This is a genomic window from Acinetobacter brisouii CIP 110357, assembly GCF_000488275.1.
GTDB classification, from domain to species: Bacteria; Pseudomonadota; Gammaproteobacteria; order Pseudomonadales; family Moraxellaceae; genus Acinetobacter; species Acinetobacter brisouii.
In genome coordinates, this window is the sequence record NZ_KI530765.1 from 28,115 (window position 1) to 44,965 (window position 16,851).

Consider the following 16,851-nt stretch of genomic DNA (forward strand, 5'->3'; position numbering starts at 1 on the left):
TTTTAAATTGGATTGAGGCTGTGTTTCAGTGCTTTTATAAGTATGATTGTAATAGATCATGAGGGTACCCAAGATTAAGGAATGGGTTCATCATGATGATATGTAAGTGAATCTTTAAAAATTAGATTCTGAATTTTTATCTTTTTAATAACTTTATTAATAAATCAGCATTATAATATTGATGATTAGATTTCAAAATATCCTATTATTTCCATTATAGTTTTTATTTGAGAAATTTTGTCTTACCAACAAAGAATAGAAAAATAGTTTTCTATACAAACCATGATAAAAACTCATGTATACATGAGTTTTTATCAATTTAATTCAACTTTAAAATTCTTGAATAAAAAATTATGATTTATTTTTTTAATTAGATAAATCTTATGAATCGTCAAATTGCAACATTAATAGGTATTTCAGCTTTATTGCTTTGGTCTACTCTAGTAGGTTTACTTAGGCTTTCAACTGAAAAGTTTGGTCCAATCTATACAGTTACTTATGTTTATACTTTAAGTGCTATGATTTTATATTTATCCTATGGGCTACCAGATTTCAAAAAAGTTTCTAAAAAATTCTTATTTATTTCTAGTCTGCTTTTCGTTATTTTTGAATTATGCTTTGCATTTTCAATTACTTTATCAAACTCATCTGAAAAATCTATTGAGATGAATATTATTTTTAGCTTATGGCCAACCTTAATTATTTTAATGATGGCATTCCTAAAAGAAGAAAAAGTTAACTTTTTAACTATCATTGGTGTATTGGTTAGCTTTAGTGGCGTTATCTTAATTAATTATCATAAAAAATTAAATTTTGTGGATAATTTCCATAAAAGCCCAGTCAGTTACTTACTTATCTTTATTGCATCTTTACTTTGGGCAGTATATTGCATTTATACTAAAAAGCACAGTAATGGCACCAATGCCATTTCATTGTATTTTATCTTAACAGCTATTGCATTATGGATTTTAACCTTATTCACTCAAGGTTTTCATCTACCCCAAATAGACGGTTTTATGAGTTATACGGTTATTGGTATAAATGCTGTTTTCTTTGCTATGGGTTATTTGGCATGGAATACAGGTATTATTAAAGGGAATATGCCGGTATTAATCATGTTATCTTATTTTTCACCAATTCTTTCATCAGTTTTTTCAACCATAGTTTTGAATTCAAGTTTATCTTCAAATTTCTGGTATGGAGCGTTAACTGTCACTCTTGGATCATTAATTTGCTGGTTTTCGATTCATAAAAACCACAATACCAAAAATCTTGAGGTAGCATCCTAGTTGATTGACATGAGAGTAATGCCCGAGATGCTTATCTTCAAAATTGATTATGAATAACTAAAACAATCATAATTATTTTACGGAAGTTCAAAATTCCGACCTCTAATATTTTAATTCCTAGTTCAGATAAAAGGCTAAATAAATCATAATAACCAATATAATGACATAACTGCTAAATTCGAAAAATTCGATTATTAGAATGATATTTTAAATAAAAAACTTATTATAAAAAATTAAGGAAGCCTAATAGGCTTCCTTAATTTTTTAATAGCTTAAGTTAAGGTTATTTAACTTCAGAAATTGTAAATAAACATGATATTCAACAATTTATCCAATTTTCCATCATCACCTTGTGCCAATGAATTTCTCGCCCCACCAACAAATGGATCATTTTTGCTCATGACATATTCAGTATATAGCGTTATATTTTTATGGCTCCAAGCAACCCCTAGAATATTTCGCTCTGAATCTGCAAAATTTTTATCTTTTTTATCAAACCCACTATAAACAAAATAAGGTGTGATATTCAGGAAGTTCCTTACATTATTAAATGTATAATTTATATCTACCGTATAAAAATAGCCTGTGTTCGCAATATCATATTCAGCATCAAATGAACCAAACGTTGATACTGCGGGAATAAGCACATCTTTATTGTCGATTGAGGTTTTACCACCAGTTAAAGAAATGCCCAGGTTTTTATAACTCATTGTATTGAACAGTGCCCAAGCTTTACGAGAACCATCTTGTGAGGTGCTACGATTTTTAATATCTGAATACCAGTAACTTCCACCTACTGTCATTTTCAAATCATCATACGGATGAATGTCCTGACTGACGCGCGCCATCCACATATTTTTTTCTTGTAAATTTGTCTCTGATGACTTTACCAAGTTTGCTGTATAGCGGGCTGCATCTTGGCTTGCACCATGATAGTTACCACCATCAGTTAAAAAATAAGCTAAGTCAAACTTGGTCGATGAAGGCATCTCAAAATGATATTTCACACCGAGGTCATGTGCATCTTGCAAGCCCATAGTGTTGTTGATTCCCGCATAGAAACTACTGTCCCAATATTGACCTGGGCCAAATGGAATTGGCTGCAAACCAACAGTAAGATTGTCCGTCGAGTTCATTTTATAGCCCATGTAACCATCAACCAAAGTTGAAAAGTCACAAAGTTTGTCGTATTGATAACAACGGTATTCGGCGCGCCCAAACAACTTCTTAGATTGATAATCTAATTTTAAAATACCCGCATCAAACTGCACTTTTTGATCGGATGCCGACTCACCATATTGTTTGTCTTGATAACTGGCACGCACAGCACCTGATACGGTCAATGCCCCTAAATCACTGTCTGGATTACCTAAAGTAATCCCTGCAAAAGATGGCAAGCCTATTCCTGCTATTAATAAACCAATACTGGCTTTAAGAAAAACTTGATTCATTTAGTCACATGTCCTTTTTAAATGAAACTTTAAGAAAAATTTAATCCCTTTTGTCTTACGTGTTCAGGTGACACATCACTATTTTTTAATGACATGCTTAGCCTGAGTACCTACTTTCAGCTACAGGAGATCTATGAAAAATCACCTGTAGCTTTAGAAAAAAACTTTTAAATACAACGATTATTTTTAAGCAATACCATGCAGTTCTTTCCAGTTACCTGGATGGACAACATATCCAAACAAAGCATGCCCACCATAAACAAGCTCTGTTCCCTCTGGAATCCACAACATTTGTCCTGGACGAACCTCATATTTTTGACCGTTGGCAGTTAGTTCAAAACAGCCCTCTATCACAAAAACCACTTCGTCATAGAGAACCTGCCAAGTCACTTCTGCACCTTCCCAACGCGCAAAACCAATTCCCATATTGGGTGACACATCAGCTCCTAATGCTCTGGCAACATAAGCCGTACCATTTGGGGTTTCGCCGCGTAAATTAAAATTGAGTTGAGCACTATCAACTAACTTCACTTCTTTCATATCTTTACTTCGCTTACAATTCACTACGACTGCGCCATTTCTCGAATGCAATACGCGTTTTCACCCCAATCCCTAAAAATGGTTCTGGTGGGTTTAAACTCGGCATACCTGTCACATACTGAATATCACTCAAGGCTTGAGAATCTGTACCCACAACTAAATCTGCCAGTAAAGTCCCTGAAATGGTTCCCCATGCAGCACCGACTCCATTGTCACAAGCACTGGCATAAACACCATCTTCCAACTGACCAAAGAAGTTAGTGAAATTACGAGAAATGGCATAAACACCACCCCATGTATGGGTAAATGGAACATCAGCCAAATCTGGATAACGTGCCAAATATGCTTTGCGATGGTCTTCTTGTATCCAACGTCGAGTTTCATCAGTCACATTTGCACCATACTTCGGCACATGCTTGTAAGTATTACGAATCAGGATACGACGATCTGCAGTCATACGTAATGTTGTCCCTGCATGATCAGCAGGCGTAAGCCCCCAATCTAATTCACCATGATAGCGTCGCATTTCTGCATCAGTTAAAGGTCGAGTCCAACTTGCAAAAGTCATAACAGGTAACAAACGATTTTTTAAATAACCGAATTCTTTGGTAAAGATACTTGTGGCTAATAGCACTTTAGGGGTAGTTACTGTGCCCTGATCACCTTGGAGAATCCATTGCCCATCGCTTTTCTTTAAGCTTCGAACTGGAGATTGTTCCAATAACTCAACATTCTCAGGCAAATGATCACCCATGCCTCGTACCAAGGCTGCTGGCTGCATTAAATAAGAACCAGGAGTAAAAATCGCTCGGCTATAGTAATCTGTCCCCAATACTTTCTTGAGTTGTTCTTTTTCCACCCAGTGATAGGGTTCGCCCAAATCTTTCATCAAGTGTTCAAAATGATTGAGATGTGCTTCACCTCGCTCACCGATAGCCCCTTGATATTTACCTGCTGCAGACCATTGGCACTGAATATTGTGCTTGTTAACCAACCCTTCCAATTGTGCAATTGCCGAGCGGTTTAACTTTAATAATTTTTGCTTATGTGCTGGATCTGGGTGCCCTAATGCGAATTTATGCGGTAAATCAATCACAAATCCAGAGTTACGACCAGAAGCGCCTTCTGCAACACGTTGAGCATCAATTAAAATAATACGAGCATTAGGCTTTAGTTCAGCTAATCTGCGTGCTGCTGCCAGACCTGCAAAACCCGCTCCAATAATTGCATAATCAACTTTTTGTAAACCTACTAACTTTTTAGCTGGCGCTGCGGGTGGCAACGCTGCATACCAACCACAGGTATGATCATCATTCGGTAAAGCAATCATTTTGTTATTCCCTTAAACTGTAGATGGAGATGCATTCATTTTTTCAAGCCATTGGCTACGCTGCTGCTGTAACTTATGACCAAGTAAAGCAAAACCTGTCAAATGACCAGTTTCATCATAAAATCCCGCTGCCCATTCACCATCGTGTTGTTCTACACGCCACTCACCCATACCCGTTGCTGGTAAAACTGATAACGGCAATATAGGTGTTTTGACTATAACTGGTGTTGCTTTAAGAGCTGCATTAGTCGGTTGCCCTAAAAGGCTATTGACTAATGCAGGAAGTGCCTGATTAATTGGGTTAATGTAGGGAGCCCATTGACCTTCAACTTCTGCACAATCACCTAAAGCAAAAATCGAAGCATCACTACTACGGTGATCAAGATTTGTACGAACACCACGTCCTATTTCAAGGCCAGCAGCCTGTGCTAAAGTAATATTTGGGCGCAAACCTACAGCACTAAGAATTAAATCAGTCTCTAAAAGTTGTCCATCTTGTAACTTAACTCGGTAACGATCGTGTACCGCCTGAATTGAATGAATACTATTTTGTAATTTCCATTCAACCCCTATCTGGCTAAGTGCATTTTGTAAAGCATGCCCTAATTCCTTTGGAATTAGACGCCCCATTACTGATTGACCTAAACCAACAACAGTGACCTGCATACCATGTGCAGCTAGATCATTGGCAAATTCACAACCAATGAGCCCATCACCTAAAATCGTGACATGCTGTTTTCCACTCAATTTCTGACGAAAATGGCGGTAATCTGCCAGATCGTTGACACTTAAAGTTGCTGAAGCTTCGCCTTCAACAGGAATCACAATAGGTGTTGCACCTGTGGCTAGAACTAAGCGACCGTAAGGATAATCACCAATTGTGGTCTGAATTTTTTTGTTGACACGGTCAATATGAGTCACTTTGGTATGTGGGTAGACACGTATATTTAGACGTTGTTCCCAACTGAGTGCCGACTCACGAACTAAACTCTCTCCATCTTTACCCAATGCCAAAGCATTGGATAAAGCAGGTTTACTGTAAAGAGCGCCATCGTCAGCCGTAAATAAGGTAATAGATAAATCGGGAGATTGGGCACGTAAAGTTGAGGCCAGTTGATAACCTGCATGTCCACTACCAATAATAACAATCGGCTCAATAGCTGAAGCTACCGCAGTTTGCGGTTGCTCCTCAATATCAACATCGGTAATGTCCAACATTTCAAAATCAGCTTTACCCACTTGGCAATCAGGGCATAACCAATCATCTGGAACATCTTCCCATTTGGTACCTGGTGCAATTCCATCATCAGGCCAGCCTTTTGCTTCATCATAAATCCAGCCACAGACAATACATAACCACTTTCTCATCGTGTCTATTCCCTTTTCTCGTACTTATTTACGCGTGATGTTGCAAACGAATACCAATATTGCGCGTTTGCACATAACTGTAGATGGCTTCCTGCCCTTTTTCACGACCAAAACCAGATAAACCCACACCACCAAATGGTGTCTCAATACCGCCAGCAAACCATTCGTTAATAAAGACCTGACCAGCGATCAGTCGATTTGCCACTCGAAGTGTCTGATTTAGATTTTCACCAAATACACCAGCCACCAGACCAAAGTCTGTGCCATTGGCAATGGCAACTGCTTCATCTTCATCCTCAAACGGAATAATGACTTGGACAGGGCCAAAGACTTCTTCTTGTGCAATTGACATATTTGCCGTGGCTTCAATAATGGTTGGTAATACAAAGTAGCCATCCAAATCAGCAGCTTTCCCACCCGTTAAGATGTTTGCACCCTCTTGACGAGCTTTTTCAATCATCGTGAGGATTTGTTGCTGTTGATCTTTAGAAACAACTGGCGTCAACTCAGCATTGGATTCACCAATACCAATAGTCAGACTCTCAGCTAGGTTTACTACTGCGGCTTTTACTTCTTCATAACGGCTACGCTGTACCAATAATCGAGACATTGCGGAACAGACTTGACCAGAGTTATAAAAAATACCGACTTTTACACTCTGCAATAATTGCTCGAGATTGACATCGGCAAATGCGATAGCGGCTGATTTGCCACCAAGTTCCATGACAGATGGAGTGGCACGTGCTGCAGCATCTTTTAAAATACGTTGTCCTGTTGGTACAGAACCTGTGAACACGATTTGGTTGGTTTCCTGATGTGTCACCAAATGGGTACCAACTTCAGAACCTTTACCGCAAAGTAAGTTCACTGCGCCTTGAGGAAATCCAGCTTTCTCAATGGCTTTAATTAATAAAACCATCCCTAAAGGTGAAACTTCTGGTGACTTGATGACAACCGCATTCCCTGCTGCCAAAGCTGGCGCAAGTGAACGAGCACAAATTGATACAGGAAAGTTCCAAGGCACTATCTGAACCGAAATACCCATTGGAATGTATTGGGTAAAATCAATATAGTCTTTGCCTAAAGGGACTGAAATCCCTTCAATTTTATCGGCCATACCTGCGTAATATTCAAAATAGCGTGCAGCCTCATCAAATTCTTCACGAGCAGTCTGTAGATTCTTACCATTTTCACGGCAAAGGATAAGTGCTCCTTCTTCAGTGATTTCACGGATCGCCTCAGCTGCTTTAAGCAACCATGCTGTACGCTGTGCAGGGCGAACATCCGTTAATGCGCCACTATTTACACAGCGGCGTGCTGCAGCCATTGCTGCATCAGCGTCTTCAATACTTGCTTGAGCAACTGTTGCAAACACTTTATCTGTTGCCGGATTAATAACCGCCAATTGGCGAGAAGCATCTCGCCATTGACCATCAAAATAATTGAGGTAATGTTGCATATTATGCCTCCAACGCCTTTTTAGCTTGAGTGGCTAACCATTTCTGGAAGAAGTGTGTTGGTAAGTCCATTTCTGGTGAGAAAACACCACCACCAAAGCCTGGGGAATGACGACCTTTTTGCATCGTTTCAACTGCAAATACATCTTCACTAAACACGACTTTCCACGACTCTAAAGTTGCTTTTCGGCATTCGTCGTATTTAGGGTCTAATGATTTATCACCCACATAATACAAACGAAGATTTTCAATCGTTTTTTCAGGTGCAACTGGGTCTAACATAATCGCAAAGGCATGGTCAGCCTGAATACCAATGAGTGCATTTGGGAAAATAGACAGATATTCTGCTTGGCGTAATTTATCTTCTGGCCAACTTGGAAAAACAGGTAAATGCGTCCCAGCTGTTGATGATAAGTTGTATTTATAACTACCCTGACCTGAAAAACGATCCTCAATCATAATGTTGTAGTGATCTTCAAGCTTTGAGTAAGTATTTAAGGCAGGGTGTACCCAAGGTAAATGGTATGCTTCACAATAGTTTTCAACAGCAAGTTTCCAGTTACTTTCTACAGGTAATTGGAAAGTCGAACCAATTTTGCTGGTACGAATTAAATCTAAACCATTTTTACCTAAGAATTCTTTCCAACGTTCTGTAACAGGCGCAATGTGATCTTCAAATGCAGTAGCATCCCCAGAAATATTAATAAACACCATGTCCATCCAGATGGCTGAACGGAGTGCTTTTAAGCCATGTTTTTCACATTTAAAGCGTTCATCTTTGTGCTGATTAATCCCACCAATATGTGGTGTTCCTTTTAAGTTACCATTGATGTCATAACTCCAAGAATGGTACTGGCAACGAATCACGCCTTCAATCGTGCCTTCTTCTTGTACTAAAATCATTCCACGGTGGCTACACACATTATGAAACACTTGTAAGACGCCTTCACGATTACGCATCATTACCAGCGGCATACCCATAAAATTTACAGGTTTTACATAGTTATTTTTAGGCAAGTCAGAAGAAAAACCGATACAAACCCAAGTTTTGCTTAAAATATTATCCCGTTCAAAATTAAAATATTCACTACTGGTATATGCTAAATTTGGCATACCATTTGATTCAGTAATTGAATTTAAAACGTTATCGACTTGCTGAACCGTAATTAATTGCTGGCTAACTCGACTATTCATCTGATGATCTCCATATATTTAAAACAAACGCAGAACTCCCTGCGCTGAGTGATTTGCATACTCTGCTATCTCTTCTGCGATTGTGTTAAATATCGATACACCCGACAAACGACTTTTTAGCTAGGTATGCATGAGTTTTTGTCATCTATTTTTTCTTTATAGCTATGCATTCATACGCGATTGCGATATCTAAAAAATGATGCATGACTAAAACTCACCCATGGATGAGAATAAATCGGTTGAGCAATCTTTATACTCATCACTACTCTTTGACGATGAGCATAAAACAGTTAACAGGCTGTTAACTGATACGTATCCAAGGAGGAGTTATGCGCAATACAACACAAGTCTTAAAAGGGCTTAACCCCGCAGTCTCAATAGGCTCAAAACTACTACTATTTGTTTTTATTGCTTTTTGTATTTTTAGAGAACAGCAGGCAGGCGAATATTTCCAGTTTATTTCAACCAGTTTGCTAAATAATGCAAAATGGTTTCTTCTCCTACTGGCAACATTGTTATTGGTTTTTTTAGTTTATTTATGTATGAGTCGCTATGGACATATTCGACTAGGAAAAGATGATGAAAAGCCTGAATACAGCAATATTGCTTGGATCTCCATGCTGTTTTCCTGTGGAATGGGTGTTGGGCTATTATTTTGGTCAGTAGCAGAACCTATTACCCACTATGCCAGTAATCCTTTTACTCAAGGCTTCACAGATGAAGCAGCCAGCATGGCAATGCAGATTACATTTTTCCACTGGGGGCTACACCCTTGGGGGCTATTTTGCATGGCGGCAGTTGCTTTAGGTTATTTCTGCTATCGTAAGGACTTACCTTTTGCCATGCGTTCGATTTTATATCCACTAATTGGCAACCGAATTTATGGCCCGATTGGAAATATCGTTGATATTTTAACAATTGTGATCACGGCCTTTGGTGTTTCTCAATCTCTGAGTATGGGCATTTTGGAGCTTAACACAGGGCTTAATCATACCTTTGGTATTAATATTGACGTAAAAATTCAGCTCGCTATGGTCATCGTCTTATGTACTTTGGCGACCATTTCCCTCATGTCAGCGATCAGTAAAGGCTTTAAAGTGATTGCTGAGGGCAACATGATCATCTCTTATTTTTTAGTCTTTGTCGTGATTGTATTGGGCGCGACTCGCTATATTTTCAACTCTTTCTTTGAAGGGGTTGGTGATTATCTACAACATATCGTTGGTATGAGCTTATGGAGTGATGCCCAAAAAGATTCAGGCTGGCAAAACTGGTGGACTGCATATTATTGGCCTTGGTGGATGACTTGGGCACCATTTGTCGGTATGTTTATCGCCCGTATTTCTAGAGGACGGACGATCCGTGAGCTCATTTGCTGTACCTTATTTGCCCCGACTTTACTAACGTTCATCTGGATTGCAGCATTTGGTGGTGCTTCACTCAAGATCGAAAAAGAAGCTCGGGCGAGACCAGCGCATGAACTGGTGATCAATCAACAACATGGCAGCAATACTAGCAGTAATGCCAAAGCTGATATTGCAAAGCATGAGCCACATAAAATGTCGATTGCTGAGGCAACCAAAGCAGATCCGACTCGTGCTGTTTTCGTATTCTTTGACCACATTAGTTCTAGCTCAACAACTAAAATTTTCCTTAGCTCCCTTCTATGTTTATTGTTAGCAATTCACATTATTACCTTAGTCAACTCTGGAACCCTAGTGCTATGTTTTCTTGATGCGAATGGAACAACAGATCCGTCTATTAGTATCCGTCTGATCTGGGGAATTATTATCCCATTAATTGGAGGTGGTTTAATCATCGCTGGTGGGCTTAAAGCCATTCAAACAGCAACCATTATTGCAGGTTTTCCAATTGCAATATTACTGGGAATCATGGCCGTTTCTTTATTCAAAAGCTTACGTCAAGAACCACAAGCATGGGCAATGATGCCTGAGCATGTTCGACCAGACTTCTGTAAAGCCGAAAGTGATAAGCCTGTAGATAAAAATAGCTCTCTTCAGACAATTTCAAAAGATCATCTCGCCATAAAAGAATAAGAAAGACAAATAGGGATCTTTCAGATCCCTATTTTTATTTTCATCCATTTCGATTTCGTTTAACTTCTCAGAAAAAATAGACTCTTAACTTTCTACACTCACCACATTACTTAAACCAGTTGGTCCTATATCATTTGAAACCTGTTCCAAAAGCCAGCTGCGAAAACGCTTTACGCTTGAGGAAATTACACCCCGATCTATTGATTCTAACATACAGAAATTTGCCTGAGTCTTAAGTACGGTATCTATTGGGCGAACCAAAACCCCTGTTTCTAGATAATCGTTTAATAGTGAACTCCAAGCTAACGCAATACCCTGACCATTTATTGCCGCCTGAAGCAATAATGGATAATTATTGATATTCACTTTGTTCCTAGGCTTAATGAGAGGATATCCGACTGATTCAAACCATTTTGGCCATGTCATCCAGTCTTGCTGAGATTCATCCAAATACAATAAAGTCTTGCCAAAAATTTCCTGAGGATCCTGAGAGCCATTTAATTGTTTAAGGTAATTTGGACTGCATACAGGAAAAACCTCCTCAGAAAATAGAGGGGTAACCTTCATTCCGCTTGGGGGGGGGTTACAATAAAATAAGGCAATATCGCAATCTATTTTATCCAAGTCTAGAATATTTTCTGTAGTTAAAATCCTTAAATCAATACCTTCTGTTTGCTGAAAATCGGCTATCTTCGGCAATAACCAAAGTGCAGCCATTGCGCTGGTTGTTGCTACAGTGACCTGATGTTCACCCTTCCATTTTTTAATTTCAGCTGTTGCCTGTGATACATCCAATAATGCACCATAAATCGTTTGATAATACTGTAATCCTGTAGAAGTTAAAAAAATATGGCGATTGGCTCTTACAAAGAGTTCTTTACCCAGATATTCTTCCAATTGGCGAATCTGGCGACTAATCGCTCCTTGCGTAACATTTAACTCATTTGCAGCTTGTGTAAAACTGAGGTGGCGTGCAGCTGCCTCGAATACAATCAGGCTATTCATTGGCGGCAATGGCTTGATTTTCATGGACACTCCTAATTTGTCCGTTCCTATACTTGATTCTACTAAAATCCAGCATCATCTTTCAGATGATGCAGTAAAACCATTTTCATTAACTTAATGCAATCCCTACAAATAGTTAGAACATCAACGTTTGCCTATGTTTTATCTGCCAACAAAATCTCATAATTGAAAAATAATATAAAGTGAGAAAAAATATTCCTTGCATGAGTTTTTCTCATGAGTTAAAGATAATTCACCTTATTTACGGACACTATTGCAAATAGCCATAGATGATAAGCTAAATAAGCTTTTAGCTAAAAGTTCAGTATATGAATCCTTTCCATGGTCGACATTTTCAGGGCGAAATTATTCTTTGGGCTGTGCCCTGGTATTGTAAATATGGCATTAGCTATCGTGAGCTGCAGGAAATGCTTCCGACATCTTGGACTGCTCTCCCAATATCTAAATAAATCAGCTTTATTGGGGAGCCGATTTTTCATAACCTATGGCTGAATTATTCACAGAGGCTAATCAAATCCGTGGAACGCGACAATTCACGTAAAAAGCCCGACTTTAACAAATCGGGCTTCATTATAGATCATAAGATACTGAAAAGTAATGAAATACTTAGTTGATTTCGTATAAGGTGTATTATGTTAATTTTAGAAAAACTAAAATTAATTTATTCAACTTAGAAAAGATAAGAAAAAACTTTATTCCTATTCTTTTCTTAATTAATTAGAGCCCGAGTGCGCTTTATATCTCTAAGCGGAGGCTCACCAAACATACGAGCGTATTCTCTATTAAACTGAGTAACACTCTCATAACCAACGCGTATAGCAGCACTACTAGCATCCATATCTTCATAAAGCATCCAATGCCGTGCATCTTGTAGGCGCAAATTTTTTAAATACTGCAAAGGGCTTAAGCCTGTAATTGTGCGGAAATGCTGTCTAAAAGTAGATGAGCTCATATGAGCTTTGGCTGCTAATTCATTTATTGAAATACTATTGATGTAGTTTAATTTCATCCATGTAATCACTTGGGATATTTGATGACTTGGTGAGCCGACAGTAGCAAGGTGCTGGAGCATCGGACCATGTTCTCCATCCAACAATCGGATGATAATTTCTCTTTGAATTAATGGTGTAATCAATGGAATTTTGCTAGGTTCATTTAAAAGTCTTATTAAACGCGTTAAAGCATCAAGTATCCCATCATCTAATGCAATAACGGACATCGCTCTTAAAGGACCACCTTTGCATATCCCCGAAGTATTCATTTCCGCAGCAATTTGTACAATTAAATTTGCATCAAGATCTAAGCGTAAACCTAAATAAGGTTCTGTTATTGTGGCTTGCGTTACATAAGACACAACGGGTAAATCAATCGAATTAATAAGCGCTTGCCCAGAGCTATAATTAAAAACTTCATTTCCAAGCGTTACACGCTTGCCGCCTTGAATGGTAACACCCAAACCTAGGCCAAAAATACAGGGCATCGGATCAGTGACTGCACTGCGACGATAAATAGATAATATTGGAATTGCTGTATTGTAGTCCCCGTCGTTTTGAGCAATATCTTCAACTAAAGACTGGAGTAGGTTATATACATTAGGCTGATTCATTTTAACTCCACCATCACAAAATCAAGATATCTATAGACTGTTTAAGATTAACAGATTAAAAAATGATTGGTTGCGCTTTAGTTATTTCTCATCATATTGGGCAAGAATTACAGCAGATTTGGCAATCGAATTTTTGATCTATAGTCCAAAATAATATCCTCACTAGGCAAATATAATTCCGGGTATATGTGATGAAAAAAGTATTAATTATTAATACACATCAGTTCTATGAAGGTATTTCTACTGGCACATTAAATAGCTCAATAGTTGAAATTATTAAAGACACTATGCTTAGTCTGGGTTGTGAAATTCAACTTACCGAAGTTGAAAAAGGCTATGACATCAATGAAGAGGTAAGTAAACACTTATGGGCAGATTTAATTATCACTCAGTCTCCAGTGTATTGGTTTGGTTCTCCGTGGATCTATAAAAAATATATTGATGAAGTGTTTACTGCAGGAATGATACAGGGAAGTTTTTTAACTGGTGACGGACGTACACGACAAGATCCAACCAAGCAATATGGTACAGGTGGAAAGCTTTTCGGTAAAAAGTACATGTTATCGCTAACATGGAATGCACCACGAGAAGCATTTAATGATTCTAAGCAAGAATTATTTGAAGGTAGATCTGTTGATGATGTCTTTATTCACAACACAGCAAACTACAAATTTTGTGGTGTCGAAGTGCTACCGACATTTTCATTTTTCGATGTCATAAAATCCCCTCAAATCAACAATGATATCGATCGTCTAAAACAACAACTCACTCAAATTTTTGACTAATTTTTATTAATTTTCAATGAGGTTAGTAACATGAAAAATAGCACTTCGATTATCTTAAACACGAGACTAGAAACAGGAAAATCCCAATTACATAGACTAGTTAAAAAAGGATTTTTAATTTCAACGCTAACATTTGGAACGATGATTTTTACTGCTCAAGCCACTTTTGCAGTAGAAGTAAAAACAAAGAGTAGCTCAGAAGTAAGCCAACAAAATACACGACATATAACTTTCAAAAATGGCCAGATCCTCATGGCTGGTAATTTATATTTACCAGATAACTTCAATGAGAAAAAACAATATCCTACAATTATTGTGACTCATCCTGGTGGTGGTGTAAAAGAACAAACAGCAGGTTTATATGCACAAAAGCTGGCTAAAAAAGGCTTTATCACCTTGGCATTTGATGCCTCTCACCAAGGTGAAAGTGGCGGTGAACCTCGATTTTTAGAGAATCCAACCGAACGTGTAGAAGATATTCGTAGTGGCGTTGATTATCTCACGACATTGAAATTCGTTGACAAGAATCGCATCGCTGCACTTGGCATTTGTGCTGGTGGTGGATACAGTATTAATGCAGCAATGACAGAGCATCGGATTAAGGCAGTCGGTACTGTGAGTGCAGTGGATATTGGTTTGGGATTCCGTAAGGGTTGGAATGGTGATGGAACTTTATCAGATCAACTAAAACTACTTGATAGTGTTGCTCAGCAACGAACTCTAGAAGCAAATGGTGCAAACCCGTTATATATCAACTATGTTCCAGAACAGCCCAATGCAAACACACCACGTGATTTAAGAGAGGCTACTGAATACTATAGAACCCCTCGAGGGCAACATAAAAACTCTGGGAATCAATTGCTATTTTCAAGTGTAGATAAAATTATTGCATTTGATGCCGCAGAAAATATCCAAGAATTACTTACACAGCCTCTTCTATTAATAGCTGGTAGTGATGCTGGATCTTTATGGCAAAGTAAGCATTTTTATGATTTAGCAAAAACTAAGAAAGAGTTATTTCTTGTTGACCATGCAACACATATGACAATGTATGATCAACCAGATCATGTTGATAAAGCAGTAGCCAAATTGGCTTCTTTTTATAATACAAATCTTTAATTTTCGTGCTTAAATATTGACTATTTAACATAATGGTCGTTATGCGAAACGCATTAAGTTAAATAAATATAAATCAATAACTTAAAAAATTTCAAAAAACCCAAAAAAAGCCGACTTTGAAACAAGTCGGCTTTTTTATGCTCAATTCTGGAATCTTTCGCCAATAGAATTGATTATTTTTTAATCAAAAATAGCAATTCCATATGCTTTATAAGCCTTTTATGGTCAAAAGAATCCACAATTTCTGCGGATAACCCTTGGGATAAATTTTAAACAATCCTGTACGCTCAGGAGGACATAAATTAGGGATCATTGCGTCTATGTCAGTATGGAGATTTTTCTTATGATGAAGTCATGCAGGAACAGGATGTTCCGGAACGTAAAATGGATATTTATGTTCTAGCGCAAGGATCGTGAGGTACGACAGGATGTTATACCTAGAACTGAATATGAAAAACCCCGGCAGGATGTCGGGGTTTTTCATTGCTTAAATATAACAATCAGTTGGCAGTATCTAATTGGTTTTGGTTGATAAATTTAATCAATGAATCCTGAATAAATTCTTCAAATTCAATATCTTTCTCTTTTAAGATTTCTTCAATTTTTTCTATAGTTTCACTTTCTAACTCAAATTCTATTTCACCTGATGTTTCCATGAGTAAATCATAGTTATTTTCGACCATCTTTTTAAAGGTCGCTTCTAGGTCATTTTTCAATGGCACATTGAAAGACAGATGTAATGAGCTATTAATAATTTCAACATGGGTATACCCAATAGATTCAGTACATTTTCCTACAAATCCTAAGTGCTTCATAATGATTCTTAAATGTAGTGATAGCACTTTCATCATACTTCAGAGATTACTTAGCTCTAGTTTTTTTATGTTTTAACTGTTAAAATTTTTATACGCCATTGACGTATAAAGAGTCCATGTTATTCATTGAAACTAGCATCTTTACCAAGCAAATTAAAGACCTTGTATCTGATGAGGAATACCGCCAACTTCAACAAGATCTTTTGGTTCAGCCTGATAAAGGTGATCTTATCAAAAATGGCGGTGGTATTCGCAAAGTACGTTGTGCTCAAGGTAACAAAGGGAAAAGTGGCGGAATACGAGTGATTTATTATTGGGTCACCGAGGACGATCAAATCTTTTTCTTAGTGGCTTATCCAAAATCAGTGAAAGATAACTTAACTGATAAGGAAACAGCCATTCTGCGCCAACTCGTGAAGGAGCAATTTCATGGATAACAACTTATTTGATGACTTGGTTGCTTCAATCAAAGAAGCTGGAGCTATCAAACGTAAAGAGGTAAAAGCAAGCCGAGTTACAGAACTCGAATTGCCTGATATTAAAGAAGTACGTGAAAAAACTGGCTTGAGCCAAAATGAATTTGCTGCACGTCTACATATTAGCCCACGTACCTTGCAAAATTGGGAACAGGGACGACGCTATCCAACAGGACCAGCAGCTACATTAATTCGAATTTTAGATGCTCACCCAAGCCTTATTTGAAAAAATAATTTAAAAAATGGGAGCTTAATGCTCCCATTTTTGACTTCGCATAAGAGATTTATGTTAAATATTTAATAAAAAGCCCAAATCTAATGACCTAGACTTTAAATTT

Annotated in this window: 15 protein-coding genes and 2 pseudogenes; 7 read left to right on the forward strand and 10 right to left on the reverse strand. The window is 37.8% G+C overall.

Going from position 1 to position 16,851, the window contains the following annotated elements:
• Positions 1-383 precede the first annotated feature (383 nt).
• The gene (gene yddG / locus P255_RS14070; RefSeq protein ID WP_004898387.1) at positions 384-1,289 is read left to right on the forward strand and encodes an aromatic amino acid DMT transporter YddG; all 906 of its coding nucleotides are present in this window, start codon (positions 384-386) and stop codon (positions 1,287-1,289) included.
• A 293-nt stretch (positions 1,290-1,582) separates the two neighbouring features.
• Here yddG and P255_RS14075 read toward each other — a convergent pair whose 3' ends face one another.
• The 7 genes and pseudogenes from P255_RS14075 to P255_RS14100 form a co-directional block, all read right to left on the reverse strand.
• Complete coding sequence (locus P255_RS14075; RefSeq protein ID WP_004898389.1) at positions 1,583-2,740, reverse strand: hypothetical protein; 1,158 nt, start codon at positions 2,738-2,740, stop codon at positions 1,583-1,585.
• Between the two features lie 186 nt (positions 2,741-2,926).
• The gene (locus tag P255_RS14080; RefSeq protein ID WP_004898391.1) at positions 2,927-3,280 is read right to left on the reverse strand and encodes a cupin domain-containing protein; all 354 of its coding nucleotides are present in this window, start codon (positions 3,278-3,280) and stop codon (positions 2,927-2,929) included.
• 13 nt (positions 3,281-3,293) lie between these two features.
• Positions 3,294-4,610: an NAD(P)/FAD-dependent oxidoreductase gene (locus P255_RS14085; RefSeq protein WP_004898394.1), complete on the reverse strand. Its 1,317-nt coding sequence runs from the start codon at positions 4,608-4,610 to the stop codon at positions 3,294-3,296.
• Positions 4,611-4,622: 12 nt separating this feature from the next.
• A complete protein-coding gene (locus tag P255_RS14090; RefSeq protein WP_228127497.1) occupies positions 4,623-5,828 on the reverse strand; it encodes an FAD-dependent oxidoreductase in 1,206 nt (401 codons plus the stop codon).
• Positions 5,817-5,978: pseudogene (locus P255_RS15665) on the reverse strand (rubredoxin); the annotation flags it as partial. The pseudogene P255_RS15665 and the gene P255_RS14090, both read right to left, overlap by 12 nt.
• Before the next feature lie 28 nt (positions 5,979-6,006).
• Positions 6,007-7,437 (reverse strand): aldehyde dehydrogenase family protein, encoded by a 1,431-nt coding sequence (locus tag P255_RS14095; RefSeq protein WP_004898398.1) that lies wholly within the window; start codon positions 7,435-7,437, stop codon positions 6,007-6,009.
• A gap of 1 nt (position 7,438) precedes the next feature.
• Complete coding sequence (locus P255_RS14100; protein ID WP_004898400.1) at positions 7,439-8,629, reverse strand: aromatic ring-hydroxylating oxygenase subunit alpha; 1,191 nt, start codon at positions 8,627-8,629, stop codon at positions 7,439-7,441.
• Between the two features lie 329 nt (positions 8,630-8,958).
• Between P255_RS14100 and P255_RS14105 the strand changes: the two genes are divergently transcribed.
• Complete coding sequence (locus P255_RS14105) at positions 8,959-10,686, forward strand: BCCT family transporter (RefSeq protein WP_004898403.1); 1,728 nt, start codon at positions 8,959-8,961, stop codon at positions 10,684-10,686.
• Between the two features lie 84 nt (positions 10,687-10,770).
• Here the strand turns inward: P255_RS14105 and P255_RS14110 are convergent, their stop codons facing one another.
• Entirely contained in the window at positions 10,771-11,715 is a 945-nt protein-coding gene (locus tag P255_RS14110; protein WP_004898406.1) for a LysR substrate-binding domain-containing protein, read from the reverse strand.
• Between the two features lie 305 nt (positions 11,716-12,020).
• On the opposite strand from P255_RS14110, the pseudogene P255_RS15415 reads away from it, so the two are divergent.
• A pseudogene (locus P255_RS15415) lies at positions 12,021-12,125 on the forward strand (IS6 family transposase); the annotation flags it as partial.
• Positions 12,126-12,421: 296 nt separating this feature from the next.
• Here the strand turns inward: P255_RS15415 and P255_RS14115 are convergent.
• Entirely contained in the window at positions 12,422-13,318 is an 897-nt protein-coding gene (locus P255_RS14115) for an AraC family transcriptional regulator (RefSeq protein ID WP_004898408.1), read from the reverse strand.
• Between the two features lie 191 nt (positions 13,319-13,509).
• On the opposite strand from P255_RS14115, the gene P255_RS14120 reads away from it, so the two are divergent.
• The gene (locus P255_RS14120) at positions 13,510-14,103 is read left to right on the forward strand and encodes an NAD(P)H-dependent oxidoreductase (protein WP_004898410.1); all 594 of its coding nucleotides are present in this window, start codon (positions 13,510-13,512) and stop codon (positions 14,101-14,103) included.
• Between the two features lie 30 nt (positions 14,104-14,133).
• Positions 14,134-15,222, forward strand: a complete 1,089-nt coding sequence (locus P255_RS14125; RefSeq protein ID WP_004898413.1) for an alpha/beta hydrolase — start codon at positions 14,134-14,136, stop codon at positions 15,220-15,222.
• A gap of 500 nt (positions 15,223-15,722) precedes the next feature.
• Here P255_RS14125 and P255_RS14130 read toward each other — a convergent pair whose 3' ends face one another.
• Complete coding sequence (locus tag P255_RS14130) at positions 15,723-16,037, reverse strand: hypothetical protein (RefSeq protein WP_035365705.1); 315 nt, start codon at positions 16,035-16,037, stop codon at positions 15,723-15,725.
• 116 nt (positions 16,038-16,153) lie between these two features.
• Between P255_RS14130 and P255_RS14135 the strand changes: the two genes are divergently transcribed.
• Together P255_RS14135 and nadS are read left to right on the forward strand one after the other, a co-directional pair.
• Positions 16,154-16,474 (forward strand): type II toxin-antitoxin system RelE/ParE family toxin, encoded by a 321-nt coding sequence (locus P255_RS14135; RefSeq protein WP_004898418.1) that lies wholly within the window; start codon positions 16,154-16,156, stop codon positions 16,472-16,474.
• The gene (gene nadS, locus P255_RS14140) at positions 16,467-16,739 is read left to right on the forward strand and encodes a NadS family protein (RefSeq protein WP_000369781.1); all 273 of its coding nucleotides are present in this window, start codon (positions 16,467-16,469) and stop codon (positions 16,737-16,739) included. Before P255_RS14135 ends, nadS begins: the two co-directional genes overlap by 8 nt.
• Positions 16,740-16,851: the final 112 nt, after the last annotated feature.

What these genes read in the sequence shown, in the direction of transcription:
- yddG (WP_004898387.1), top strand. Translation starts at nt 384, where the DNA reads ATGAATCGTCAAATTGCAACATTAATAGGTATTTCAGCTTTATTGCTT.
- P255_RS14075 (WP_004898389.1), bottom strand. Translation starts at nt 2,740, where the DNA reads ATGAATCAAGTTTTTCTTAAAGCCAGTATTGGTTTATTAATAGCAGGA.
- P255_RS14080 (WP_004898391.1), bottom strand. Translation starts at nt 3,280, where the DNA reads ATGAAAGAAGTGAAGTTAGTTGATAGTGCTCAACTCAATTTTAATTTA.
- P255_RS14085 (WP_004898394.1), bottom strand. Translation starts at nt 4,610, where the DNA reads ATGATTGCTTTACCGAATGATGATCATACCTGTGGTTGGTATGCAGCG.
- P255_RS14090 (WP_228127497.1), bottom strand. Translation starts at nt 5,828, where the DNA reads ATGTTGGACATTACCGATGTTGATATTGAGGAGCAACCGCAAACTGCG.
- P255_RS14095 (WP_004898398.1), bottom strand. Translation starts at nt 7,437, where the DNA reads ATGCAACATTACCTCAATTATTTTGATGGTCAATGGCGAGATGCTTCT.
- P255_RS14100 (WP_004898400.1), bottom strand. Translation starts at nt 8,629, where the DNA reads ATGAATAGTCGAGTTAGCCAGCAATTAATTACGGTTCAGCAAGTCGAT.
- P255_RS14105 (WP_004898403.1), top strand. Translation starts at nt 8,959, where the DNA reads ATGCGCAATACAACACAAGTCTTAAAAGGGCTTAACCCCGCAGTCTCA.
- P255_RS14110 (WP_004898406.1), bottom strand. Translation starts at nt 11,715, where the DNA reads ATGAAAATCAAGCCATTGCCGCCAATGAATAGCCTGATTGTATTCGAG.
- P255_RS14115 (WP_004898408.1), bottom strand. Translation starts at nt 13,318, where the DNA reads ATGAATCAGCCTAATGTATATAACCTACTCCAGTCTTTAGTTGAAGAT.
- P255_RS14120 (WP_004898410.1), top strand. Translation starts at nt 13,510, where the DNA reads ATGAAAAAAGTATTAATTATTAATACACATCAGTTCTATGAAGGTATT.
- P255_RS14125 (WP_004898413.1), top strand. Translation starts at nt 14,134, where the DNA reads ATGAAAAATAGCACTTCGATTATCTTAAACACGAGACTAGAAACAGGA.
- P255_RS14130 (WP_035365705.1), bottom strand. Translation starts at nt 16,037, where the DNA reads ATGAAGCACTTAGGATTTGTAGGAAAATGTACTGAATCTATTGGGTAT.
- P255_RS14135 (WP_004898418.1), top strand. Translation starts at nt 16,154, where the DNA reads ATGTTATTCATTGAAACTAGCATCTTTACCAAGCAAATTAAAGACCTT.
- nadS (WP_000369781.1), top strand. Translation starts at nt 16,467, where the DNA reads ATGGATAACAACTTATTTGATGACTTGGTTGCTTCAATCAAAGAAGCT.